The sequence below is a fragment of the Fulvimonas soli genome (assembly GCF_003148905.1).
Taxonomy (GTDB): domain Bacteria; phylum Pseudomonadota; class Gammaproteobacteria; order Xanthomonadales; family Rhodanobacteraceae; genus Fulvimonas; species Fulvimonas soli.
Window position 1 is genome coordinate 215,430 of record NZ_QGHC01000004.1, and the last position, 23,807, is coordinate 239,236.

General features: G+C 70.6%; 19 protein-coding genes, 1 pseudogene and 1 riboswitch. Of the genes and pseudogenes, 5 read left to right on the plus strand and 15 right to left on the minus strand.

The window, feature by feature from the left end; translation table 11 throughout:
• Nucleotides 1-86: 86 nt before the first annotated feature.
• The 8 genes and pseudogenes from galU to cmk form a co-directional block, all read right to left on the minus strand.
• Nucleotides 87-959, minus strand: a complete 873-nt coding sequence (galU, locus tag C7456_RS06590; RefSeq protein ID WP_109722948.1) for a UTP--glucose-1-phosphate uridylyltransferase GalU — start codon at nt 957-959, stop codon at nt 87-89.
• A complete protein-coding gene (locus C7456_RS06595; protein ID WP_109722949.1) occupies nt 960-2,855 on the minus strand; it encodes a polysaccharide biosynthesis protein in 1,896 nt (631 codons plus the stop codon).
• Nucleotides 2,842-3,867, minus strand: coding sequence for an MraY family glycosyltransferase (locus C7456_RS06600; protein ID WP_109723092.1), 1,026 nt, complete (start codon nt 3,865-3,867; stop codon nt 2,842-2,844). Before C7456_RS06600 ends, C7456_RS06595 begins: the two co-directional genes overlap by 14 nt.
• Before the next feature lie 16 nt (nt 3,868-3,883).
• The gene (gene lapB, locus C7456_RS06605) at nt 3,884-5,056 is read right to left on the minus strand and encodes a lipopolysaccharide assembly protein LapB (RefSeq protein WP_109722950.1); all 1,173 of its coding nucleotides are present in this window, start codon (nt 5,054-5,056) and stop codon (nt 3,884-3,886) included.
• Complete coding sequence (locus C7456_RS06610) at nt 5,053-5,316, minus strand: LapA family protein (RefSeq protein ID WP_109722951.1); 264 nt, start codon at nt 5,314-5,316, stop codon at nt 5,053-5,055. The genes lapB and C7456_RS06610 overlap by 4 nt, the downstream gene beginning before the upstream one ends.
• Before the next feature lie 137 nt (nt 5,317-5,453).
• A pseudogene (locus C7456_RS06615) lies at nt 5,454-5,789 on the minus strand (integration host factor subunit beta); the annotation flags it as partial.
• Nucleotides 5,790-5,826: 37 nt separating this feature from the next.
• Nucleotides 5,827-7,503, minus strand: coding sequence for a 30S ribosomal protein S1 (rpsA, locus tag C7456_RS06620; protein ID WP_109722953.1), 1,677 nt, complete (start codon nt 7,501-7,503; stop codon nt 5,827-5,829).
• Nucleotides 7,504-7,686: 183 nt separating this feature from the next.
• Entirely contained in the window at nt 7,687-8,367 is a 681-nt protein-coding gene (gene cmk, locus C7456_RS06625) for a (d)CMP kinase (RefSeq protein WP_109722954.1), read from the minus strand.
• Between the two features lie 110 nt (nt 8,368-8,477).
• On the opposite strand from cmk, the gene C7456_RS06630 reads away from it, so the two are divergent.
• From C7456_RS06630 to ykgO, 4 genes are all read left to right on the plus strand, one after another.
• Complete coding sequence (locus C7456_RS06630) at nt 8,478-8,735, plus strand: acyl-CoA-binding protein (RefSeq protein WP_109722955.1); 258 nt, start codon at nt 8,478-8,480, stop codon at nt 8,733-8,735.
• A gap of 128 nt (nt 8,736-8,863) precedes the next feature.
• A complete protein-coding gene (locus C7456_RS06635; protein ID WP_109722956.1) occupies nt 8,864-10,882 on the plus strand; it encodes an FAD-dependent oxidoreductase in 2,019 nt (672 codons plus the stop codon).
• 233 nt (nt 10,883-11,115) lie between these two features.
• The gene (locus tag C7456_RS06640) at nt 11,116-12,027 is read left to right on the plus strand and encodes a LysR substrate-binding domain-containing protein (protein ID WP_109722957.1); all 912 of its coding nucleotides are present in this window, start codon (nt 11,116-11,118) and stop codon (nt 12,025-12,027) included.
• Nucleotides 12,028-12,090: 63 nt separating this feature from the next.
• The gene (ykgO, locus tag C7456_RS06645) at nt 12,091-12,216 is read left to right on the plus strand and encodes a type B 50S ribosomal protein L36 (RefSeq protein ID WP_008215056.1); all 126 of its coding nucleotides are present in this window, start codon (nt 12,091-12,093) and stop codon (nt 12,214-12,216) included.
• A gap of 213 nt (nt 12,217-12,429) precedes the next feature.
• On the opposite strand, the gene greA is transcribed toward ykgO, so the two are convergent.
• The 3 genes from greA to carA are packed head-to-tail and all read right to left on the minus strand — an operon-like array spanning nt 12,430 to nt 17,259.
• A complete protein-coding gene (greA, locus tag C7456_RS06650) occupies nt 12,430-12,906 on the minus strand; it encodes a transcription elongation factor GreA (protein WP_109722958.1) in 477 nt (158 codons plus the stop codon).
• A complete protein-coding gene (carB, locus tag C7456_RS06655; protein WP_109722959.1) occupies nt 12,903-16,130 on the minus strand; it encodes a carbamoyl-phosphate synthase large subunit in 3,228 nt (1,075 codons plus the stop codon). Before carB ends, greA begins: the two co-directional genes overlap by 4 nt.
• Nucleotides 16,123-17,259, minus strand: a complete 1,137-nt coding sequence (carA, locus tag C7456_RS06660; protein WP_109722960.1) for a glutamine-hydrolyzing carbamoyl-phosphate synthase small subunit — start codon at nt 17,257-17,259, stop codon at nt 16,123-16,125. Before carA ends, carB begins: the two co-directional genes overlap by 8 nt.
• 217 nt (nt 17,260-17,476) lie before the next feature.
• Between carA and C7456_RS06665 the strand changes: the two genes are divergently transcribed.
• On the plus strand, nt 17,477-18,172 hold the full coding sequence (locus C7456_RS06665; RefSeq protein WP_109722961.1) for a 2OG-Fe(II) oxygenase: 696 nt from the start codon (nt 17,477-17,479) through the stop codon (nt 18,170-18,172).
• A gap of 9 nt (nt 18,173-18,181) precedes the next feature.
• On the opposite strand, the gene C7456_RS06670 is transcribed toward C7456_RS06665, so the two are convergent.
• From C7456_RS06670 to dnaK, 4 genes are all read right to left on the minus strand, one after another.
• Nucleotides 18,182-19,186, minus strand: coding sequence for a sodium:calcium antiporter (locus C7456_RS06670; RefSeq protein WP_109723093.1), 1,005 nt, complete (start codon nt 19,184-19,186; stop codon nt 18,182-18,184).
• Nucleotides 19,187-19,243: 57 nt separating this feature from the next.
• Nucleotides 19,244-19,417, minus strand: a riboswitch (yybP-ykoY riboswitch).
• Between the two features lie 69 nt (nt 19,418-19,486).
• Nucleotides 19,487-20,290 carry a 4-hydroxy-tetrahydrodipicolinate reductase gene (gene dapB / locus C7456_RS06675; RefSeq protein WP_109722962.1) on the minus strand — a complete coding sequence of 268 codons (804 nt, stop codon included), beginning with the start codon at nt 20,288-20,290 and terminating at the stop codon, nt 19,487-19,489.
• Between the two features lie 267 nt (nt 20,291-20,557).
• Nucleotides 20,558-21,682, minus strand: a complete 1,125-nt coding sequence (gene dnaJ / locus C7456_RS06680) for a molecular chaperone DnaJ (RefSeq protein WP_109722963.1) — start codon at nt 21,680-21,682, stop codon at nt 20,558-20,560.
• A 130-nt stretch (nt 21,683-21,812) separates the two neighbouring features.
• Entirely contained in the window at nt 21,813-23,726 is a 1,914-nt protein-coding gene (gene dnaK / locus C7456_RS06685) for a molecular chaperone DnaK (RefSeq protein WP_109722964.1), read from the minus strand.
• Between the last annotated feature and the right edge of the window lie 81 nt (nt 23,727-23,807).

Consider the following 23,807-nt stretch of genomic DNA (forward strand, 5'->3'; position numbering starts at 1 on the left):
CCCTACTCATCCTGCCGCCCGCAGATGGCAGGGAACGGCGCGGATTCTGGCATGTTGCCGCCCGCCGTGCGGACGGCGCGGGCTTTCTACGGCTTGCCGGCCATGTCGCGCACGACCGGCGCCAGCTTCGGGTCCTGCATGGCCATGTGCATGGTGGCGCGCACCAGGCCCGCCTTGTTGCCGCAGTCGAAGCGGATGCCCTCGAAGCGGTAGGCCAGCACCTTGCCCTGCTCCAGCAGCAGCGCCTCGATGGCGTCGGTCAGCTGGATCTCGCCGCCGGCGCCGGGCGTGGTCTGCTCCAGCAGCTGGAAGATGCGGCCGGGCAGCACGTAGCGGCCCACCACGGCGAGGTTGGACGGCGCGTCGGCCGGCTTGGGCTTCTCCACCATGTAGCGGATGCGCGCGCTGCGCCCGTCCACCGGCTCGGCGTCGACGATGCCGTACTTGTCGGTCTGGTCGTGCGGCACTTCCTCCACCGCGATCACGCCGGCCCGCTCGGCCTCGGCCAGCTCGGCCATCTGGCGCAGCGCGCCCTTGCCCCGGTTCCAGATCAGGTCGTCGGGCAGGATCACGCCGAACGGCTCGTCGCCGACCACCGGCTTGGCGCACAGCACCGCGTGGCCCAGGCCCAGCGCCTCGGGCTGGGTCACGAAGATCGCGCGCACGTGCCTGGGCAGCGTGCCCTGCACCAGCGCCAGCAGGTCGTCCTTGCCCTTCTCCTGCAGCTTCGCCTCCAGCTCGTAGGCCTTGTCGAAGTAGTCGGCGATGGCGTGCTTGTAGCGGTTGGTGACGAACACCAGCGTGTCGGCGCCGGCGTCCACCGCCTCGTCCACCGCGTACTGGATCAGCGGGCGGTCCAGCACCGGCAGCATCTCCTTGGCCACCACCTTGGTGGCCGGCAGGAAGCGGGTGCCGAGGCCGGCGACGGGGAACACCACCTTGCGCAGGGGCTTGCTCACTTACTTCTCTCCATGTTCGGTACGGCGGATGGAAACCACGTTGTCCGGCTGCGCCCCGTCGCTCCAGCGGAACGAGGGCAGCAGGCTGGACACGCAGCGGCGCAGCTCGTCCTCGTCGAAGGCGCCCGCGGCCTCGGCGGCCCTGGCCAGCATGGCCTGCAGCAGCTCCCACGACACCTCGCGGTGCTGCGCCAGGAAGATCTTGGCGTGCGCCGTGGCGATGTAGTTCTCCAGCGGGTGGAACAGCTCCTCGAACAGCTTCTCGCCGGAGCGCAGGCCGGTGTAGACGATCGGGATCTCGGTGCCCGGCTTCTTGCCGGCCAGGCGGATCATCTGCTCGGCGAGGTCGCGGATCTTCACCGGCTCGCCCATGTCCAGCGCGAAGATCTCGCCGCCCTTGCCCAGGCTGGCCGCCTGCAGGATCAGCTGGCAGGCCTCCGGGATGGTCATGAAGTAGCGCGAGATCTCCGGGTGGGTGATGGTCACCGGGCCGCCGTCGCGGATCTGCTGGCGGAACAGCGGCACCACCGAGCCGGCCGAGTCGAGCACGTTGCCGAAGCGCACGGTGAGGTAGCGCGTGTCCGAGCGCGCGTTGAGGTTCTGGCAGTAGATCTCCGCCACGCGCTTGCAGGCGCCCATCACGTTGGTGGGGTTGACCGCCTTGTCGGTGGAGATCAGCACGAAGCACTCGGCACCGTACTCGCCGGCCAGGTCGGCCATCGTGCGCGTGGCCAGCACGTTGTTGCGGAAGGCGCTGCGCAGCTGGTTCTGCAGCATCGGCACATGCTTGTAGGCCGCGGCGTGGAACACCACCTGCGGCTTCGACTCGGCGAACACGCGGCGCATCGCGACCGGGTCGCCCGCGTCGGCCAGCACGCTTTCCAGCACCAGCTCCGGGTAGCCGGCGCGAAGCTCCTGGGTGATCCGGTAGAGGTTGTACTCGCTGTGCTCGACGATGATCAGCGTCTGCGCGCCGAGCCGGCAGACCTGCCGGCACAGCTCCGAGCCGATCGAGCCGCCGCCGCCGGTGACCAGCACGCGGCGCCCGGTGAGCGTCTCGCGGATCGAGGTCCAGTCCAGCTCCACCGCGTCGCGGCCGAGCAGGTCCTCGATCGCGACCTCCTTGATCTCGTTGAACTGCGCGCGCCCCGCCACGACGTCCTCCAGCCGCGGGACGGTGCGGTAGGGCAGCCCGGTGCCGTCGCACAGCTCGACCACCCGGCGCATCTCGGCGGCCGAGGCCGACGGCAGCGCGATCAGCAGCATGTCCACCGCGGCCTCGCGCACGATCTCCGGCAGCTGCTCGATCCGCCCGAGCACGGGATGGCCGTTGATGCTGGCGCCGCGCAGGCCCGCGCGGTCGTCGACGAAGCCCACCACGCTGTAGCGGCCGTCGTGGCGCAGGTCGCGCGACAGCGTCTCGCCGGCCCGGTCGGCCCCCACGATCAGCACGCGCCGCACCTGCCCCGACTGGAACATGTCCAGCCGGCTGTCCTTCCAGAAGCGGTACGCCAGCCGGGGAACGCCCAGCAGCACGGCCAGCAGCACCACGTACAGCGGCAGCACCGAGCGCGGCACCCCTTCCAGGCGGTTGTACAGGAACAGCAGCGGGCCGATCACCAGCGCGCCGCCGACCGAGGCGCGGAAGATGTTCCACAGGTCCGGCAGGCTGGCGAAACGCCACACGCCGCGGTACAGGCCGGTCCAGGTGAACATCAGCCCCTGCACCAGCAGCACGATGGGGAATTCCAGCAGCCCGAAGTGCTCCACCTCGTCGGGCCTGACCGTGTAGCGCAGCATCTTGGCCAGCCACCAGGCCAGCGCCGCCATCAGCAGGTCGTGCACCACCACCGCGGTGCGCGGCGGGATGAAGCCGATGAGCCTACGCAGCGACACGGCGCCCTCCGTCGCGGCCGCGCCGCAGCAGGAACCGCCTGCCCAGGCACCAGGCCGCGGCCGCCAGCGCGTAGGCGGCCGCGCAGGCCGGCAGGGCCATGGCCGGCCGCGCCGTTCCCCATGCCGCCAGCGGGGCGGCCACAAGCAAATTCCAGACCGTGTACAAATCCGCACTCCTTGCATGCGTGTTGCCGCATCTCACCAGCCACTGGTAGAGATGCTCGCGGTGGGCCGCATACCAGCGCTTGCCCCGCAGCATGCGGCTGGACAGTGTCAGGCCGGCATCCGTAACGAAGGCGGAACAGAGCGCGAGTGCGGGCCACAGCAGGACGGGTTGCGTCCGCCAGAGCATCGCGGCATAGCCGAAGACTAGCAGGCCGATGCTGCCGCTACCCACGTCTCCCATGAAGATGCGGGCCGGCGAGCGGTTGTAGCACCAGAAGCCCAGGCAGGCGGCGGCCAGGCAGGCCGCGAAGGCCGCCAGCGCCGGGGCGCCGGCGACCCAGGCCAGCACGGCCAGCCCCGCCCCGACGAACATGCCCTGCTGCGCCAGCAGCCCGTCGATGCCGTCCATGAAGTTGTGCAGGTTGATGCTCCAGGCGCCCGCCAGCACCAGCACCGGCAGCCAGAGGAGGCCGCCCGCGCCGCCCAGCAGCGCGAGCGAGAACAGGGCCGTGGCCGCCAGCTGCGCCGCCAGGCGCGGCAGCACGCCCAGCGGGCGGTGGTCGTCCCACCAGCCCGCCGCCGCCACCAGCGCCAGGGCCGCCAGCAGGGCCGCCACGGTCCCGGGGCCTTGCGCGCCCGGCAGCGTCCATCCGGCCCCCGCCATGGTCAGGGCGCAGGCCACGACCACCCCGATGCCGCCGCCGCGCGGCGTGGCGACCCGGTGGGAGCGGCGCTGCCCCGGCTGGTCGAGCATGCCGCGGCGATGCGCGTAGGCGATCGCCAGGCGCACCAGCAGCCACGCCAGCGCGAAGGCCAGCAGCGGCCAGGCAAGGACGGTCACCGGCATGCCGGGCGCCACCGCCTCATTCGTTGGCCACGCCATGGATCGGGCGGATCGTGCTCCAGCTCTTGCAGCTGGGGCACTGCCAGTGGTGCGCCTTGGCGCCGAAGCCGCAGCGGCTGCAGCGGTACATCGCCTGGCCCTCGAGCAGCTTGCGGGTGAGGTCGCGCAGGATCAGGAAATTCTCGCGCGCCTCCCCTTCCACCTTGTCCATGGTGGCGTCGATCAGCGCCATCAGCCCGCGCACCGACGGCCGCTGGCGCAGCTGCGAGGTGAGGAAGTCGATCGCCGTGCGCTCGCCGTCGCGCTGCCCGTACAGGTGCGTCAGCGCCAGCACCGGCGAGATGCCGTGGTAGCGCGTGAGGATGTCCTGCAGGAAGCGCTCGGCGCGCTCCATCTGGTGCGAACGCGCGTAGCTGTGCAGCAGCGGCGGCAGGATCTCCGGCACGAAGGCGATGTCGGCCGCCACCGCCTGCTCGTAGGCCTCGACCGCCTCGGCGTGCTCGCCGTCCTCGGCGTGCAGGCGGCCGGTGATCATGAAGGCGCGCACGCAGTCGGGCTGGCACTCGAAGGCCTGGCGCAGGTAGTCGCGCGCCTCGGCGTGCGCGCCGTGCTGGCGCGCGCGTTCGGCCAGCTCGCAGTAGAACTGCGCGATCATCGGCGACTCCGGCTCGCCGGTCATCGCCTCCAGCCGGCGCGCGTGCTCGATCGCCTTGTGCCAGTCGCGCTCGTGCTGGTAGATCGACACCAGGTGGCGCAGCGCCGAGGGCGCGTGCGCGTTCATCGCCACCAGGTCGGAGAACAGCGTCTCGGCGCGGTCGAGCAGGCCGGCGCGCATGTAGTCCTCGCCCAGTTCCAGCAGCGCCACCGTCTTCATGGCGTCGGTGAGGCCGGGGCGCGAGACCAGGTGCTGGTGCACGCGGATCGCCCGGTCCACCTCGCCGCGGCGGCGGAACAGGTTGCCGAGCGCGAGATGGGTCTCCACCGTGTCGCGGTTGTACTCGGCGAGCTTGAGGAACACCTCGATCGCCTTGTCCTGCTCCTCGTTGAGCAGGTAGTTGAGGCCGCGGAAGTAGTCCGACGACAGCTCGCTGACCCGCATGCCCGAGCGGTGGGCGGCCGCGCGGCGGGCGGTGAGCCAGCCGCTCACGAACGCCGCCGGGATCAGCAGCACCAGCACATACACGATGCTCATGAATGGGCCGGCGTCCTGGCGACGGCGCCGCTACGGCGCTCCTTGCCACGCCGGCGGCGGTGCTGCCACTGCACGCCCAGCCACGCGGTCAGGCCGCCCAGCAGCCAGCCGACGACCAGCGCAACCAGCAGGGCCGCCCCCTTGGGCCATTCGATCCGGGCGAGGCCGAGGTCGTAGCTCACCAGATCGGCGTTGAGCGCGCCGATCGCCACGCCGGCGGCCGCGGACAGCAACAGAACGAGCAAGGCTAGCAATCGCATGGAACGGACTTTACCCGAAGCCGCCGGGCAGGCACAGGCACGGCGCCGTCGACGCGGCCGTCCGGCGCCCGGACATGAAAAAGGCAGGACCGGCTCGCGCCGCCTGCCCCCGGCTGGAGGAAAAAACGCGGGGCCGCTCAGGCCGGCGGATTCCCCGCGGACTGGTTGACCCGCTCCCGCAGCTCCTTGCCCGGCTTGAAGTGCGGCACGTGCTTGCCGGGCAGCGCCACCGCCTCGCCGGTCTTGGGGTTGCGCCCCATCCGCGGCGGACGGTAGTGCAGCGCGAAGCTGCCGAACCCGCGCACCTCGATGCGCTCGCCGTTGGCCAGCGCGTGGCTCATCTGCTCGATCACGCTCTTGACCGCAAGCTCGACATCGCCAAACGCGAGATGGGTCTGGCGCCGCGCCAGTGCCTCGATCAGTTCGGATTTTGTCATGGGTCCCCTATGTCCGTGACGTGGAGTGGCGGGACGGCTCGCGCCGTCCCGCTTCCATCTTTGCGACCGCGGATCAGTCGGCCTTGTTGAGCTGTTCCTTCAGCAGGGCGCCGAGCTTGGTGGTGGCGCCGCCGCCGGCGGAACCGTACTCGGCCATGGCGTCCTGCAGGTCGGCCTCGTCCTTGGCGCGGATCGACAGCGAGAGCTGGCGGCCCTTGCGGTCCATGCCGGTGAACTTGGCCTCGACCTTGTCGCCCACCTTCAGGTGCTGGGTGGCGTCGTCGATGCGCTCCTTGGCGATGTCGTTGGCGCGGATGTAGCCCTCGACGCCGTCGCCCAGGTCGACCACCGCGCCCTTGGCGTCCACTTCCTTCACCGTGCCGCTGACGATGCTGCCGCGCGGATGGTTGGCCATGAACTGGCCGAACGGGTCCTGCTCCATCTGCTTGATGCCGAGGCTGATGCGCTCGCGCTCCGGATCGACGGCCAGCACCACCGCCTCGATCTCGTCGCCCTTCTTGAAGTTGCGCACCAGGTCCTCGCCGGAGGCCTGCCAGGAGATGTCCGACAGGTGCACCAGGCCGTCGATGCCGCCTTCCAGGCCGATGAAGATGCCGAAGTCGGTGATCGACTTGATCTGGCCGGAGACCTTGTCGCCCTTCTTGTGCATGGCGGCGAAGGCTTCCCACGGGTTGGAGCGGGTCTGCTTGATGCCCAGCGAGATGCGGCGGCGCTCCTCGTCCACGTCCAGCACCATGACCTCGGTCTCGTCGCCGACCTGCACCACCTTGGCCGGGTTGACGTTCTTGTTGGTCCAGTCCATCTCGGAGACGTGCACCAGGCCCTCGACGCCCGGCTCGATCTCGACGAAGCAGCCGTAGTCGGTGACGTTGGAGACCTTGCCGAACAGGCGGCTGCCCACCGGGTAGCGGCGGGAGATGTTGACCCACGGGTCGTCGCCCAGCTGCTTGAGGCCCAGGCTGACGCGGTTGCGCTCGCGGTCGTACTTGAGCACGCGCACTTCCAGCTCGTCGCCGACGTTGACCACCTCGGACGGATGGCGCACGCGCTTCCACGCCATGTCGGTGATGTGCAGCAGGCCGTCGATGCCACCCAGGTCCACGAACGCGCCGTAGTCGGTGAGGTTCTTGACCGTGCCCTTGACCACCGCGCCCTCGGTCAGGCGCTCCAGCAGCTTCTCGCGCTCCTCGGAGAACTCGGTCTCGACGACGGCGCGGCGGCTGACCACCACGTTGTTGCGCTTGCGGTCCAGCTTGATGATCTTGAACTCGAGGTCCTTGCCCTCGAGGTACACCGGGTCGCGCACCGGGCGCACGTCGACCAGCGAGCCCGGCAGGAACGCGCGGACGTCCTTGATGTCGACGGTGAAGCCGCCCTTGACCTTGCCGGAGATCTTGCCGGTGATGGTCTCTTCCTTGTCGAAGGCCTGCTCGAGGTCGTCCCACACCATCGAACGCTTGGCCTTCTCGCGGGAGAGCTTGGTCTCGCCGAAGCCGTCTTCCAGCGCGTCGAGGGCCACCTTCACCTCGTCGCCCACCTGCACTTCCAGCGTGCCGTCCTCGTTCTTGAACTGCTCGATCGGGACGATGCCCTCGCTCTTCAGGCCGGCGTTGATGACCACCACATCGTTGCGGATCTCCACCACGATGCCGGTGACGATGGCGCCCGGCTTGAGCTTGGCGATGGCCTGCTGGCTCTGTTCAAACAGCTCGGCAAAACTTTCAGTCATGTTGATTCCAGAAATGAGAAAAGGCCGCCGCCCGTGCGCGCCGTCGGATGTCATGCGCAGGGACGATCAGGCCCACCGGTTGTGGGTGCCGCAGGCCCGGTGCGCGAAGCGCCGGTCCGTTGCCACCGTTGACCAAGACCCCCGCCGCGGCGGAGGCGCCTAAAGGCCGCGCACGGCCCCTTGTCAGGGACGCACGACGGCCAAAACCTTCGCGACCACGTCCGCGATGGGCATGCCGGTGGAATCCACCAGCAGCGCATCCTCGGCCGGTTTCAGCGGCGCGACCGCCCGCGACGCATCGCGTTCGTCCCGCGCCTCGATTTCCCGCTGAAGAGTGCCGAGTGTAACGCCAAGCCCCTTTTCCTTCAACTGTTTATAGCGCCTTTTCGCCCGCTCGGCGGCGCTGGCGGTGAGGAACACCTTGTATGGGGCATCGGGGAAGATCACCGTGCCCATGTCGCGCCCGTCCGCCACCAGCCCGGGCGGCTTGCGGAACGACAGCTGCAAATCCACCAGCGCCTGGCGCACCGACGGGATCGAGGCGATCGCCGAGGCCGCCGCGCCGGCCGTCTCGGTGCGCAGCTCGTCGGTGGCGTCGTGGCCGTTGACCAGGATGCGGGTGTCGGCGCCGTCCGCGCTGGGCTGGAAACGGATCTTCACCGACTGCGCGCAGCGGGTCACCGCGTCGCCGTCGGACAGGTCCAGCCCCTCCATGCCGGCGGCGTAGCCCACCGCCCGGTACAGCGCGCCCGAGTCCAGCAGCCGCCAGCCCAGCTGCTCGGCCACCAGCCGGCTGACCGTGCCCTTGCCCGACCCCGAAGGTCCGTCGATGGTCAGCACGGGGACGGACGAGGCTCGGCTCATGGGGAATTCCTGGTGGTGCGGGACGAATGCGCCAGTCTAGCGCGTTGACCCTCCCGGGGGCGCGTGCTATCAAGCCGCACCGCTTTTCCGCAGGCCAGCGCCACCCGCCCATGAACGATCTTCGCCGCGAGTTCGACCAGGCCGCCGAGGACGTCAAGCAGCTGGCCCGCCGCCCGGACAACGACACCCTGCTGCGCCTGTACGCGCTCTACAAGCAGGCCACCGAGGGCGACATCCACGCGGACCAGCCCGGCTTCTTCGACTTCGTCGGCACCGCCAAGCACGAAGCCTGGAACCAGCTGCGCGGCCTCGGCGCGGAGGAGGCGATGCGCCGCTACGTCGCGCTGGTGCGGCAGCTGCTCGCCTGATCCGCCGGCCCACGCCGTTCTCCCGACCGCCCGCGCATCCGGCATCGCCGCCGGACGCGCGCGCGCCCGCTTGACCGGCGGCCGTGCAGGCGGCAAATTCATACACTCGTTTGAATCCGGCCGCCCGCATGCGCTACCCGCACCTGTTCGCCCCGCTCGACCTGGGCCACGTCACCCTGCCCAACCGCATCCTGATGGGGTCGATGCACACGGGACTGGAGGACCGGGCCGCCGACTACGACAAGCTGGCCGCCTACTTCGCCGAGCGCGCGCGCGGCGGCGTCGGCCTGATGGTGACCGGCGGCATCGCGCCCAGCATCGAGGGCTGGCTCAAGCCCTTCGGCGGCCGCCTGTCGATGCCCTGGCACGTGGCGCGGCACCGCAGGCTGACCCGCGCGGTGCACGCCGAGGGCGGGCGCATCTGCCTGCAGATCCTGCATGCCGGCCGCTACGGCTACCACCCGCTGTCGGTGGCGCCGTCCAGGCTCAAGTCGCCGATCACCCCCTTCACGCCGCGGGCGCTCTCCGCGCGCGGCGTGGAGCGCACCATCGGCGACTTCGCGCGCTGCGCCGCGCTCGCCCGCGAGGCCGGCTACGACGGCGTGGAGGTGATGGGCTCGGAGGGCTACCTGATCAACCAGTTCATCGCCGCGCGCACCAACCGCCGCGACGACGCCTGGGGCGGCGACGCGGCGCGGCGCATGCGCTTCCCGGTGGAGATCGTGCGGCGCATGCGCGAGGCGGTGGGCCGCGACTTCATCATCATCTACCGCCTGTCCATGCTCGACCTGGTCGAGGGCGGCCAGGACTGGAGCGAGGTCGTCGCGCTCGCCAAGGCCGTCGAGGCCGCCGGCGCCAGCCTCATCAACACCGGCATCGGCTGGCACGAGGCGCGCGTGCCCACCATCGTCACCAGCGTGCCGCGCGCGGGCTTCGCCTGGGTGACCCGCAAGCTCAAGGGCGAGGTGGGCCTGCCGCTGGTGACCAGCAACCGCATCAACATGCCCGAGGTGGCCGAGCGCGTGCTGGCCGACGGCGAGGCCGACATGGTGTCGATGGCGCGGCCGCTGCTGGCCGACCCGGACTGGGCGGCCAAGGCCCGCGCCGGCCGCAGCGAGCGCATCAACACCTGCATCGCCTGCAACCAGGCCTGCCTCGACCACGTGTTCCAGAACCGCCGTGCCAGCTGCCTGGTCAACCCGCGCGCCTGCCACGAGACCGAGCTGAGGATCGCGCCGGCGGCGCGGCGCAAGCGCGTCGCCGTGGTCGGCGCCGGGCCGGCCGGCCTGGCCTGCGCCACCACGCTGGCCGAGCGCGGCCATGCCGTGACGCTGATCGAGCGCGCCGCGGAGATCGGCGGCCAGTTCAACCACGCCAAGCGGATTCCGGGCAAGGAGGAATTCCACGAGACGCTGCGCTACTTCCGCCAGCGGCTGACCGAGCTGGGCGTCGAGGTACGGCTCGGCCAGGCGGCCGACGCCGCCGCGCTGCAGGCCGGGGGCTACGACGAGATCGTGGTGGCCACCGGCGTGGTGCCGCGCAGGGCCGACTTTCCCGGCTGCGACGACCCGCGCGTGCTCGGCTACCTGGACGTGCTGGCGCGCGGCGCGGCGGTCGGCCCGCGGGCCGCGATCGTCGGCGCCGGCGGCATCGGCTTCGACGTCGCCGAGTTCCTGGCCGAGACGCCGCCCTCGCCCGCCACCGATCCCGCGCGCTGGTGCCGCGAGTGGGGCGTGGACATGCGCCTGGCGCACCGCGGCGGCCTGCTGCCCGCCGCGCCGGAACCGCCGGCGCGGCAGCTGTGGCTGCTCCAGCGCAGCGAGGGCCGCCCGGGAGCCCGCCTCAACAAGACCACCGGCTGGGTGCACCGCGCCACGCTGAAGGCCAAGGGAGTGACCATGCTGGGCGGCGTCGCCTACCGGCGCTTCGACGACGAAGGACTGCACATCACGGTGGACGGCAGGGAGCAGGTGCTGCCCGTCGACCACGTGGTGGTCTGCGCCGGCCAGGAGCCGGACCGCCGCCTGGCCGAGGCCCTGCTGGCCATCGGCGTGAAGGCCCACGTGATCGGCGGCGCCGACGTGGCGGCGGAGCTCGACGCCAAGCGCGCCATCGACCAGGGCACCCGCCTGGCCGCGAGCCTCTGAGCGGCGGCGCCCGCCGCGGCTTGCGCAGGGAAGCGGAAACGAAAGCGCCCCGCGAACGACGCGTCGGTATCGGCTCGGGGGGGAGATAGCCGGATACCGCGGGGATAGCGTCGCTGCGGGGCGAGGGTCACCGCCACCTGGGGGAGGGGTAGTGGCGGGACGGGGATAGATTATGATCGACCGGGTATCCAATCCAATATATATTTTGGATACTTCTTATTTGATATTCGTATATGTTCGATTTCCGCCAGTTGCGCTACTTCGTGGCGGTTGCCGAGGAACTGAGCTTCACCCGGGCCGCCCAGCGCCTGCACATCTCGCAGCCGCCGCTTTCGCAGCAGATCCAGGCGCTCGAGCAGGACCTGGGCGTGCGCCTGTTCCAGCGCGACCGGCGCAACGTGGCGCTGACCGAGCCGGGCCGGGTGATGCTCGAGCAGGCCCGCCAGATCCTGGCCAAGGCCGACGAGGCGCGCGCGCAGGTGAACGAGGCGGCCGCCGGCTTCAGCGGCCACCTCAAGCTCGCCTATACGGTATCGGTCTCCTTCCACCGCGCCCTGCCCCAGACCCTGCTGCGCTTCGGCCAGCGCGTGCCCAGGGTGCGCATGCAGCTGCACGAGATGTATTCCGAGGCGCAGTTCGACGCGCTGCGCAGCGGCCAGATCGACGTCGGCTTCGTCCGCGCCGAGCCGCGGCACGGGGCCGACGTGCGCGCCCTGCGGCTGGACGTGATCGACTACGAGCCGCTGCTGCTCGCCCTGCCCTCCGGGCACCGGCTGGCGGGGCGCGACAGCCTGGAGCTGGGCGAGGTGGCCGGCGAGAGCTTCGTGATCCAGCCGCGCGAGCTGGCCTCCAACCTGCACGACCGCCTGCTGCAGCTGGCCGCCAAGGCGGACTTCCACCCGACGATCCGCCTGCAGGCGCAGCAGATCAACGGCCTGATCGCGCTGGTCGCCGCCGGCATGGGCCTGGCGCTGGTGCCGGCCAGCATGCGCGCGGTGCAGCTGGGCGGCGTCAGCTACGTCTCGCTGGAGGACCCCGACGCCTACCTGCTGCTCGCCGTCGCCAGCCGCCGCGACAATCCCTCGCCGGCGCTGGCCAAATTCCTGGACATCGTCACCGGCGCCGACGACGGCGCGGACTTGTGAACGGGCCGGCGAGCCGCTACACTTACGCGCTTGTATTTCTTCGATTAGTTCCAGGAGCTGGCCGTGAAGGTGCTTTCCTCTTTGAAGTCCGCCAAGCAGCGGCACCGTGACTGCAAGGTTGTGCGCCGTCGCGGCAAGGTATTCGTGATCTGCAAGAGCAACCCGCGTTTCAAGGCCCGTCAGCGCTGAGCCTCAGCCGCGACGAGCGAAACGGAAAGGGCCGCGCGAGCGGCCCTTTTTGTTGTCCGGCGTTTTCCTTCGGCAGGGGAGCGCCTTGGCCCGATGGGATGGGAAGGCATCGCGGCCGGAGGCCGCTCCCACAGGCTTGCCGCGACCTTGTGGCCGCGATGGACCTGCTCGGCGCGAGAAGCCGCCGGCTCCCGCAATTGCCGCGCCCTACCCCTACTCGTAGCGCACGCCCGTGATCTCGTAGCGCTTGACGCCATTGGGCGCCCTGAACTCGAAGCTGTCGCCCTCGCTCCTGCCGATCAGCGCGCGCGCGATCGGCGAGGACACCGCGATCAGCCGCTTCTTGATGTCGGCCTCCAGGTCGCCCACGATCTGGTAGGTCACCGCCTCGCCGGTGTCCTCGTCCTCCAGGTCCACGGTGGCGCCGAACACCACCTTGCTGCCGGCGGATAGGCGCGACACGTCGATCACCTCGGCGGTGGACAGCGCGGCCTCCAGCTCGGCGATGCGGCCCTCGATGAAGCTCTGCTGCTCGCGCGCGGCGTGGTACTCGGCGTTCTCCTTCAGGTCGCCGTGCGCGCGCGCCTCGGCGATCGCCGCGATGATGCGCGGCCGCTCGACCGACTTGAGGCGTTCCAGCTCGGCGCGCAGGCGCTCCGAACCGGCCTTGGTGATGGGGGCGCGACTCATGCGCTCAACTCCTTGTGCAGTTCCTGCAGGCTGTGCACCTCGCCCGCGCCGTGGAAATCCAGCGAATGCACGAGCGCGCGCGCGCCTGCGACGGTGGTGGAATAGGTGACGCGATGCTGCAGCGCCTCGCGCCGGATCGAGAACGAGTCGGCGATCGCCTGCTTGCCCTCGGTGGTGTTGACGATGTAGACGATCTCGCCGTTCTTGATCAGGTCGACGATGTGCGGCCGGCCCTCGATCACCTTGTTGATGCGCTCGCAGGCCACGCCGTGCTCGCCCAGGTAGCGCGCGGTGCCCTCGGTGGCGACCAGGCTGAAGCCGCGCGCCAGCACCTCCTTCGCCACCGGCAGCAGGCGCTCCTTGTCGGCGTCGCGCACCGACACGAACACCTTGCCCTTCGGCGGCGTCTTGATGCCCGCCGCGTCGTGGCCGCGCGCGAAGGCGGCGCCGAAGCTGGGCCCTAAGCCCATCACCTCGCCGGTGGAGCGCATCTCGGGGCCGAGGATCGGGTCCACGTTCTGGAACTTCAGGAACGGGAAGATCGCCTCCTTCACCGAGTAGTAGGACGGGATCACCTCGCGGGTGGCGCCCTGCGCCTGCAGCGAGCGGCCGGCCATCGCGCGCGCGGCGATCTTGGCCAGCGGCACGCCGGTGGCCTTGGAGACGAACGGCACCGTGCGCGAGGCGCGCGGGTTCACCTCCAGGATGTACACCGTCTCGCCCTGGATGGCGAACTGGGTGTTCATCAGGCCGACCACCCCGAGCTCCTTGGCCATCAGCGCGACCTGGCGGCGCAGCTCGTCCTGCACCGCCGGCGACAGCGAGTACGGCGGCAGCGAGCAGGACGAGTCGCCCGAGTGCACGCCGGCCTCCTCGATGTGCTCCATGATGCCGCCGACCAGCACCTCGCCCTCGGCGTCGGCGACGACGTCCACGTCCACCTCGACCGCGTGATCGAGGAAGCGGTCCAGCAGCACCGGCGAGTCGTTGGAGACCTGCACCGCCTCGCGGATGTAGCGCGCCAGGTCGGCGTCGCCGTAGACGATCTCCATCGCGCGGCCGCCCAGCACGTAGCTCGGGCGCACCACCAGCGGGTAGCCGATCTCGCGCGCCAGCGCCAGCGCCTCGTCGGCGTTGCGCGCGGTGCGGTTGGGCGGCTGCTTCAGGCCGATCTTCTCGATCATCCGCTGGAAGCGCTCGCGGTCCTCGGCCAGGTCGATCGAGTCCGGCGTGGTGCCGATGATCGGCGCACCGGCCGCCTCCAGCGCGCGCGCCAGCTTCAGCGGGGTCTGCCCGCCGTACTGCACGATCACGCCCCTGGGCTGCTCCAGCGCGACGATCTCCAGCACGTCCTCCAGCGTCAGCGGCTCGAAGTACAGGCGGTCGGAGGTGTCGTAGTCGGTGGAGACCGTCTCCGGGTTGCAGTTGACCATGATGGTCTCGAACCCGTCCTCGCGCAGCGCCAGCGCGGCGTGCACGCAGCAGTAGTCGAACTCGATGCCCTGGCCGATGCGGTTGGGGCCGCCGCCGAGCACGATGATCTTCTCGCGGCCGCTGGGGTTCGCCTCGCACTCCTCCTCGTAGGTGGAGTACATGTAGGCGGTGGTGGTGGCGAACTCGGCGGCGCAGGAGTCCACCCGCTTGTACACCGGGCGCACGCCCAGGGTGTGGCGCAGGTGGCGGATCGCCGCCTCGTCGGTGCCCACCAGCTCGGCCAGGCGCGCGTCGGAGAAGCCCAGGCGCTTGAGCTCGCGCAGGCGCGCGGCGTCGAGCGCGGTGAGGCCCCGCGCCTGCACTTCCTGCTCGGCCAGCACGATGTCCTCGAACGCGGCGAGGAACCAAGGGTCGACGCGGCTCAGGCCGTAGACCTCCTCCAGCGACAGCCCGGCGCGGAAGGCGTCGGCCAGGTGGAACACGCGGTCCGGCCGCGGCTCGCGCAGCTCGCGCTTGAGCGTGGCCAGGCCCTCGTCGGTGGACAGGTCCAGCCCGGTCGGGTTGAGCCCGGTCTTGCCGATCTCCAGGCCGCGCAGCGCCTTCTGCAGCGACTCGTGGAAGCTGCGGCCGATCGCCATCACCTCGCCCACCGACTTCATCTGGGTGGTGAGGCGCGCGTCGGCCTGCGGGAACTTCTCGAAGGCGAAGCGCGGGATCTTGGTGACCACGTAGTCGATGGCCGGCTCGAACGAGGCCGGGGTCAGGCCGCCGGTGATGTCGTTCTTCAGCTCGTCCAGCGTGTAGCCGACGGCGAGCTTGGCCGCCACCTTGGCGATCGGGAAGCCGGTGGCCTTGGAGGCCAGCGCCGAGGAGCGCGACACGCGCGGGTTCATCTCGATCACCACCACGCGGCCGGTCTCGGCGTTGACGCCGAACTGCACGTTGGAGCCGCCGGTGTCCACGCCGATCTTGCGCAGCACCGCGATGGAGGCGTCGCGCAGGCGCTGGTATTCCTTGTCGGTGAGCGTCTGCGCCGGCGCCACGGTGATCGAGTCGCCGGTGTGCACGCCCATCGGGTCGAGGTTCTCGATCGAGCAGACGATGATGCAGTTGTCCGCCCTGTCGCGGACCACCTCCATCTCGAATTCCTTCCAGCCCAGCACCGACTCCTCCACCAGCACCTCGTGCACCGGCGAAAGCTCCAGGCCGCGCTTGACGATCTCCTCGAACTCCTCGACGTTGTAGGCGATGCCGCCGCCGGAGCCGCCCAGGGTGAAGCTGGGGCGGATGATGGTGGGGAAGCCCACCTTGGCCTGGATCTCCAGCGCCTGCTCGAAGCTCCTGGCCACCTCGGCCTTGGGGCACTCCAGGCCGATCTCGCCCATCGCCACGCGGAACAGCTCGCGGTCCTCGGCCATGCGGATCGCCTCGCGCGAGGCGCCGATCAGCTCCACGCCGTACTTGTCCAGCACGCCGTGGTCGGCCAGGTCCAGCGCGCAGTTGAGGCCGGTCTGGCCGCCCATGGTGGGCAGCAGCGCGTCCGGGCGCTCCTTGGCGATGATGCGCTCCACCGTCGGCCAGTTGATCGGCTCGATGTAGACCGCGTCGGCCATCTCCGGGTCGGTCATGATGGTGGCCGGGTTGGAGTTGACCAGGATGACGCGGTAGCCCTCCTCGCGCAGCGCCTTGCAGGCCTGCGCGCCGGAGTAGTCGAACTCGCAGGCCTGGCCGATCACGATGGGGCCGGCGCCGATGATCAGGACGCTCTTGATGTCGGTGCGCTTAGCCATGCGTGCGGGCCTCCTGCATCAGGGCGGCGAAACGGTCGAACAGGTAGCCGATGTCGTGCGGCCCCGGGCTGGCCTCCGGATGGCCCTGGAAGCAGAACGCCGGGCGGTCGGTCAGCGCGAAGCCCTGCAGCGAGCCGTCGAACAGCGAGGTGTGGGTCACCCGCGCGTTGGCCGGCAGCGTGGCCGGGTCCACCGCGAAGCCGTGGTTCTGGCTGGTGATCAGCACGCGGCCGTCGTCCAGGTCCTTCACCGGGTGGTTGGCGCCGTGGTGGCCGAACTTCATCTTCAGCGTCCTGGCGCCCAGCGCCAGGCCCATGATCTGGTGGCCCAGGCAGATGCCGAACAGCGGCACCTTGGCGTCCAGGAAGGCGCGCGCGGCCTCGACCGCGTAGCCGCAGGCCGCCGGGTCGCCGGGGCCGTTGGAGAGGAACACGCCGTCCGGCCGCATCGCCAGCACGTCGGCGGCGGGCGTCTGCGCGGGCACCACGGTGATCTCGCAGCCCTGCTCGGCGAGCAGGCGCAGGATGTTGCGCTTCACGCCGTAGTCGTAGGCCACCACCTTGAAGCGCCTGGCCGGCTGGCGGAAGGCGGTGCGGTCGAGGTCGTAGACGCCCTCGTTCCAGGGGTACGGCGCGGCGACGCTGACCTCCCTGGCCAGGTCCATGCCGTTCAGGCCGGGGAAGGCGCGCGCCTTGGCCAGCGCGGCCTCGGCGTCGATCCCCTCGCCGACGGCGATGCAGCCGTTCTGCGCGCCCTTGTCGCGCAGGATGCGGGTCAACCGGCGCGTGTCGATGCCGGCGATCGCCACGATGCCGTGGCGTCCGAGGTAATCGGGCAGGCTTTCCGTGCTGCGCCAGTTGCTGGGCCGGCGCGGTACGTCGCGCACGATCAGGCCGGCCGCATGCACGCGGTCGGACTCGGCGTCCTCGGCGTTGACGCCGGTGTTGCCGATGTGCGGATAGGTCAGGGTGACGATCTGACGGGCGTAGGAAGGATCGGTGAGGATCTCCTGGTAGCCCGTCATCGCCGTGTTGAAGACCACCTCGCCGACGGTTTCGCCGGCCGCGCCCACGGCGTAGCCGTGGAACACGCTGCCGTCTTCGAGGGCAAGCAGAGCGGGAATGGGCATGGAGGCCGCCTTTGGGTGCAGCAAGGTCCGCAAGCCGCGCTTGGCAGGCTTGTGGACCTTGGGTCGAGGAAAAGTCTTGGGCGGGACGAAATGATAGGCGCGCGGGGGGCTTCCTGTCCACCGATGCGAGGTAAACGAGGCGCTGCATTCAGCGTTCCAAACGCACGTCGCCGGGTTAGACTCGCGCAGCCAGCCGTCAGCCGTGAACCGCCAGCCCATGAACAACGCCGCCCTGCTCGACCCCGCCCGCCTCGACCGTGCGGACACCGAGGTCCGGCTGGAGCCGTTCCCGTTCCTGGTGGCGCACGGCCAGCTGCCGGACGAGGCGCGTGCCGCCCTGGAGCAGGACTTCCCGCGCTACAGCAGCGCCGGCTTCTTCCCCTACGATCCGGCCGACTGCGGCCCCTCGGTGAACGCGCTGGTCGAGCAGCTCACCACGCCGGCCTTCGCCGACGCGATCGGCCGGCGCCTGGGCATCGACAACCTCGGCCGGTACCCGACCCTGGTCACCCTGTGCCGCTTCCTCAACAAGCGCCACGGCACCATCCACACCGACAGCCGCTCGAAGGTGGCCACCGCCCTGCTCTACCTCAACACGCAGTGGCCCGACACCAGCGACGGCTGCCTGCGCTTCCTGAGCCGGATCGACGACATCGACGCGCTGGTCGCCCCCGAGCTCAAGCCGCTGTACGGCGAGTTCGCCGTGTTCAAGCGCTGCGACAACTCCTTCCACGGCCACCTGCCCTACGAGGGCGAGCGCCGGGTGATCCAGGTGGCCTGGCTCACCAGCGAGGAGGAGAAGCTGCGCAAGACCAAGCGCGGCAACTTCTCGCGCGCCTTCAAGAAGCTCTTCGGCAAGCTGGACACCCGGCTCGGCGCCGGCCGCGACCGCAACGCCTCGCACCGGGACTGAGCGCGGCGCTCAGCGCGCGAAGTGCCAGGCCACGAACGCCGCGAAGGCGACGTACAGCAGGCCCACCGGCACCAGCCGGCGCGCGTCCACCCCGCCGCGCCGGAACAGCCGCCAGAGGAAGACGATCGCCAGCGTGGTGACCGCGCCGGCCGCGACCAGCGGCGCGTCGAACAGCCAGGGCGTGGCGAACAGGCCGAGCGCGCTGGGGATGGTGGCCTGGATCATCATCGCGCCGGAGATGTTCGCCAGCGCCAGGCGCTCCTTGCCCTGGCGCACCCAGATCAGCGCGTTGACCGTCTCCGGCAGCTCGGTGGCCACCGGGCTCAGCAGCAGCGCGACCAGGTGCGGCGACAGGCGCAGCGCATGGCCGATGGCCTCCAGCTGCGCCACGAAGACGTGCGAGGCCAGCGCGATCACGCCCAGCGCCAGCGCGGCCTGCAGCAGCACCAGCGAGAGCCGCGGGTCGGCCGCGCGCGGCTGCAGCTTCAGCGGTTCGAGCTCCTCCTCCTCGGGGGCGGTGTCGCTGTCGCGCAGCTCGCGCCAGACGTACAGCGCGTAGGCCGCCAGGAACAGCACGCCCAGCCACGGCTTGAGCGCGAACGCCACCAGGCCGAGCGCGCACTTGGCCACGAAGATCGCCAGGAACCAGAACTGGTCGCGCGCCAGGCGCCGGTGGTCGACCGCGAGCCGGCAGTCGTCGCGCCGCTGCCGGCGGCGCACCTGCCACAGCGCCAGCCCGACCACCGCGTAGGCGATGGTGGCCAGCACCAGCGGGCCGCCCAGCGCGGCGCCCACGCCGATGTCGCGCTGCCGGCCCGTCTTGCCGAGCACCACCGCGACGAAGGTCACCGCGCTCTCCGGCAGCGCGGTGCCGAACGCCGCCAGCACCGTGCCCACCGCGGTGGCGCCCAGCTCGAACTTTCGGCCCAGCCATTCGATGCCGTTGACGAAGTACTCGCAGGCGAAGTAGATCGCGCCCGCAGAAAGCAGGAACAGCAGGACGACGGAAAGCATCGCGGTATCCATGACCGGGCGGGCGCGAAACCGATGGCGCAACGACGCCGCCCGCCCGGCCGGGTGAGCACGTCGTGGCCAAAGGTCTCGCCGGACCGCTGCGCACCGCCGGGCAGTGCGACCGGCCATCCGCGCCATGGGGCGAAACCCCAAGTCTGTTGACGCGGATTCCTCGCGGATGGAAGCGGCGCTTCCCGGGAGCGAGGATGGCTACTCCCCGATGACAACGGCGCGCCATGCTAGCGGCAACCGCCGCGCAGCGGCAAGCCGGACCGGCCGCGCCGGGACGGCCGCGAAGACTCAGCCGCCGGCGATCCGCTCCGCCAGCATGGCATCCAGCGCGTAGGCCCCGGCGGACTTGCCGGCGAGCCAGTGCGCCGCCTCGATCGCGCCGCGCGCGAAGATCGAGCGGTCGGTCGCGCGGTGGCCCAGCTCGACGCGCTCGCCCTGCCCCAGCAGCAGCGCGGTGTGCTCGCCCACCACGTCGCCGCCGCGCACCACCGCGAAGCCGATGGCGCCGGGCTCGCGCGGGCCGGTCTGCCCCTCCCGCGCGTACACGCCCGCGCGCGCCAGCGTGGTGCCGCGTGCCGCGGCGGCGGCCTCGCCGAGCAGCAGGGCCGTGCCGGAAGGCGCGTCCACCTTGCGGCCGTGGTGCGCCTCGACGATCTCCAGGTCCCAGTCGCGCAGCACCGCGGCGGCCTCGCGCAACAGGCGGGCCAGCACCGCCACGCCGAGGCTGAAGTTGGCCGAGCGCAACAGGGGGATGGCGCGGCCGGCCGCCTCCAGGCGCCGCAGCATGGCGGCGTCCAGCCCGGTGGTGCCGACCACCAGCGCCACCCCGCGCGCCTCGCAGTGCGCGAGCGCCTCGGCGAGCCCGGCCGGGCTGCTGAAGTCGATCGCCACGTCCAGCGCGCCGGCCTGCGACCAGTCGTGCGAGTAGCGCACGGTGCTGCCGGGGGCGACCGGCGCGCCCATCTCCGGCGCATCCGGCGCGGTCAGCGCGGCGGCCAGCTCGAAGCGGCGGTCGCGCCGCAGCAGCTCGACCAGCAGCCGCCCCATGCGGCCGGTGGCGCCATTGACGGCAACGCGGACGGGACGGCTCATGGACGATGCTCCAACGGGGGACGAAAGCGCCGATGATGCCAGCACCCGGCGCCGTTCACCTAGGCGGCGCCCGCAGCCCGTTCACGATTTCCGCGCGCCCTGCGCCGGGAGCCGTGCGCGAGCGGGCAAGGAAGGGCGAAAGCGTGGACGCCGGTTCACGGCGGCGCGGCGTGGCAAGAGTGGCGGGAGGATCCGGACATCGCGGCCGGAGGCCGCTCCCACAAGGCTTGCGAGGCTCATGCGGGAGCGGCCTCCGGCCGCGATCGATCAGGACGTGACCCGCGACCAGAACTGCTTGACGCCGTCGACCCAGTTCTTGGCGCGCGGCATGTGCCGCTCCGCCTCGCCCTCGGCGAAGGTCGCCTCCAGCTGTTCCAGCAGCTCGCGCTGCTGGCGGGTCAGCCGCACCGGCGTCTCCACCACCACGCGGCAGATCAGGTCGCCGACGCGGCCGCTGCGCACCGACTTCACGCCGCGGCCGCGCAGGCGGAACTGCTGCCCGGTCTGGGTCTCGGGCGGGATGCTGACCGCCACCTCGCCGTCCAGCGTCGGCACGGCGAGCTCCGCGCCCAGCGCGGCCTGCGAGAAGCGGATCGGCACCTCGCAATAGAGGTCGTTGCCGTCGCGCTGGAAGATCGCGTGCTCGCGCACACGCACCTCCACGTAGAGGTCGCCCGCCTCGGCGCCCGCCGGGCCGGCCTCGCCCTGCCCGGCCAGGCGGATGCGGTCGCCGTTGTCCACGCCGGCGGGGATCTTCACCGACAGCGTGCGGGTGTCCTCCAGCCGGCCCTCGCCGTGGCAGGCCTTGCACGGCTTCTCGATCACCTGGCCGGCGCCGCCGCAGTGCGGGCAGGCCTGCTGGATCGAGAAGATGCCGTTCTGCATGCGCACGCGGCCGTGGCCGTGGCAGGTGCGGCAGGTGACCGTCCGGCCGTCGGCCGAGCCGGTGCCGTTGCAGTGGTGGCAGTTGACCTGGGTGGGGATCTCGATCTTGCGCTCGACCCCGAACACCGCCTCCTCCAGGTCCAGCTCCAGGATGTAGCGCAGGTCGGCGCCGCGCCGCGGCCGGCCGCGGCCGCCGCCCATGCCGAAGATGTCGCCGAAGATGTCCCCGAAGATGTCGCCCACGTCGGCAAAGCCGGCCCCGCCGTGGCCGCCCATGCCGTGCTCGAAGGCGGCATGGCCGTGCTGGTCGTACAGCGCCCGCTTCTGCGGGTCGGAAAGCACCTCGTAGGCCTCCTTGGCCTCCTTGAACTTCTCCTGCGCGTGCGGATCGTCGGGACAACGGTCCGGGTGGTACTTCATCGCCAGCCGGCGGAAGGACTTCTTCAGTTCGGCCTCGGTGACCGTGCGCTCGACGCCGAGGACTTCGTAGTAGTCACGCTTGCTCATCACTGCATCCGGATACGGACCCCTCGCACGAACCGCTGCCGATCCATGCCCCCTTCATGAAACAGCCCGCGCCAGGGGACATGCCGAGGCGCGGGCTGCAGATCGGATCGACAGCGCCGATCGCCGTATCTTACTTCTTGTCGTCCTTGACCTCGGTGAACTCCGCATCGACCACGTCGTCGGCCTGCGCCGAGCCGCCCGGCTGCGCGCCGGCCTCGGCGGCCTGCGGCCCGCCCTGCGCCGCGGCGTAGAGCGCCTGCGCGGCCTGCTCGAGCTTGCCGATCTTGGCCTCGATCGCCGCCTTGTCGTCGCCGTCCTTGACCTTCTCCAGCTCGGCCAGCGCCTCCTCGATGCCGCCGATCTGCGCACCGACCTTGCCGCCGTGCTCCTTCAGCGCGCTGCGGGTGGCGTGCACCAGCTGGTCGGCCTTGTTGCGGACGTTGACCAGCTCGTGGAACTTGCGGTCCTCCTCGCGGTGCGCCTCGGCGTCGGCCACCATGCGCTGGATCTCCTCGTCGGACAGGCCGGAACCGGCCTTGATCTCGATGCGCTGCTCCTTGCCGGTCTTCTTGTCCTTGGCCGACACGTGCAGGATGCCGTTGGCGTCGATGTCGAAGGTCACCTCGATCTGCGGCATGCCGCGCGGCGCCGGCTCGATGCCGGCGAGGTCGAACTTGCCCAGCGACTTGTTGGCGCTGGCGCGCTCGCGCTCGCCCTGCAGCACGTGCACGGTCACCGCGGTCTGGTTGTCGTCGGCGGTGGAGAAGATCTGCGAGGCCTTGGTCGGCACCGTGGTGTTCTTCTCGATCAGCTTGGTCATCACGCCGCCCATGGTCTCGATGCCCAGCGACAGCGGGGTCACGTCGAGCAGCAGCACGTCCTTCACCGAGCCGCCCAGCACGCCGCCCTGGATCGCCGCGCCCACGGCCACGGCCTCGTCCGGGTTGACGTCCTTGCGCGGCTCCTTGCCGAAGAAGTCCTTCACCGCCTCCTGCACCTTGGGCATGCGGGTCTGGCCGCCGACCAGGATCACCTCGTCGATGTCCGACACGCGCAGGCCGGCGTCGTTGAGCGCGGTGCGGCACGGGTCGATGGTGCGCTTGATCAGGTCCTCCACCAGCGCCTCCAGCTTGGCGCGGGTGAGCTTGATGTTGAGGTGCTTCGGGCCGGAGGCGTCGGCCGTGATGTACGGCAGGTTCACCTCGGTCTGGTGGCTGGAGGACAGCTCGATCTTGGCGCGCTCGGCCGCGTCCTTGAGGCGCTGCAGGGCCAGCGGGTCCTTGCGCAGGTCTAGCCCCGAGTCCTTCTGGAACTCCTCGACCAGGTAGTCGATCACGCGCAGGTCGAAGTCCTCGCCGCCGAGGAAGGTGTCGCCGTTGGTGGCCAGCACCTCGAACTGCTTCTCGCCGTCGACCTCGGCGATCTCGATGATCGACACGTCGAAGGTGCCGCCGCCCAGGTCGTACACCGCGATCTTGCGGTCGCCGCCCTTCTTGTCCAGGCCGTAGGCCAGCGCGGCCGCGGTCGGCTCGTTGATGATGCGCTTGACCTCCAGGCCGGCGATGCGGCCGGCGTCCTTGGTGGCCTGGCGCTGGCTGTCGTTGAAGTAGGCGGGCACCGTGATGACGGCCTCGGTGACCGGCTCGCCGAGGTAGTCCTCGGCGGTCTTCTTCATCTTCATCAGCACCTTGGCGGAGATCTCCGGCGGGGCCATCTTCTTGCCGTCGCTGGTCTCCACCCAGGCGTCGCCGTTGTCGTGCTGCACGATCTTGTACGGCACGATGTGGATGTCCTTCTGCACCTCGGCGTCGGTGAACTTGCGGCCGATCAGGCGCTTCACCGCGTAGAAGGTGTTCTTGGGGTTGGTCACGGCCTGACGCTTGGCCGGGGCGCCGACCAGGACCTCGCCGTCCTTGGTGAACGCGACGATCGAGGGCGTGGTGCGGTCGCCCTCCGAGTTCTCGATGACCTTGGTCGTGCTGCCGTCCATCACGGACACGCAGGAGTTCGTCGTGCCCAGGTCGATGCCGATGATCTTGCCCATGTGAGTGCTCCGAAATCTCTTATGCGGCCCCGCGGCCGCGACTGGCTTCCAGATGGGGTCCTGGCCCGGCGATTCAATGCC

Excerpts from the sequence above, each read along its gene's own strand:
- C7456_RS06600 (WP_109723092.1), bottom strand. The coding sequence starts at position 3,867 with ATGCCGGTGACCGTCCTTGCCTGGCCGCTGCTGGCCTTCGCGCTGGCG.
- carB (WP_109722959.1), bottom strand. The coding sequence starts at position 16,130 with ATGGCTAAGCGCACCGACATCAAGAGCGTCCTGATCATCGGCGCCGGC.
- C7456_RS06665 (WP_109722961.1), top strand. The coding sequence starts at position 17,477 with ATGAACAACGCCGCCCTGCTCGACCCCGCCCGCCTCGACCGTGCGGAC.
- cmk (WP_109722954.1), bottom strand. The coding sequence starts at position 8,367 with ATGAGCCGAGCCTCGTCCGTCCCCGTGCTGACCATCGACGGACCTTCG.
- greA (WP_109722958.1), bottom strand. The coding sequence starts at position 12,906 with ATGAGTCGCGCCCCCATCACCAAGGCCGGTTCGGAGCGCCTGCGCGCC.
- dnaK (WP_109722964.1), bottom strand. The coding sequence starts at position 23,726 with ATGGGCAAGATCATCGGCATCGACCTGGGCACGACGAACTCCTGCGTG.
- dapB (WP_109722962.1), bottom strand. The coding sequence starts at position 20,290 with ATGAGCCGTCCCGTCCGCGTTGCCGTCAATGGCGCCACCGGCCGCATG.
- dnaJ (WP_109722963.1), bottom strand. The coding sequence starts at position 21,682 with ATGAGCAAGCGTGACTACTACGAAGTCCTCGGCGTCGAGCGCACGGTC.
- C7456_RS06670 (WP_109723093.1), bottom strand. The coding sequence starts at position 19,186 with ATGCTTTCCGTCGTCCTGCTGTTCCTGCTTTCTGCGGGCGCGATCTAC.
- rpsA (WP_109722953.1), bottom strand. The coding sequence starts at position 7,503 with ATGACTGAAAGTTTTGCCGAGCTGTTTGAACAGAGCCAGCAGGCCATC.
- C7456_RS06610 (WP_109722951.1), bottom strand. The coding sequence starts at position 5,316 with ATGCGATTGCTAGCCTTGCTCGTTCTGTTGCTGTCCGCGGCCGCCGGC.
- carA (WP_109722960.1), bottom strand. The coding sequence starts at position 17,259 with ATGCCCATTCCCGCTCTGCTTGCCCTCGAAGACGGCAGCGTGTTCCAC.
- C7456_RS06640 (WP_109722957.1), top strand. The coding sequence starts at position 11,116 with ATGTTCGATTTCCGCCAGTTGCGCTACTTCGTGGCGGTTGCCGAGGAA.
- C7456_RS06630 (WP_109722955.1), top strand. The coding sequence starts at position 8,478 with ATGAACGATCTTCGCCGCGAGTTCGACCAGGCCGCCGAGGACGTCAAG.
- lapB (WP_109722950.1), bottom strand. The coding sequence starts at position 5,056 with ATGAGCATCGTGTATGTGCTGGTGCTGCTGATCCCGGCGGCGTTCGTG.
- C7456_RS06635 (WP_109722956.1), top strand. The coding sequence starts at position 8,864 with ATGCGCTACCCGCACCTGTTCGCCCCGCTCGACCTGGGCCACGTCACC.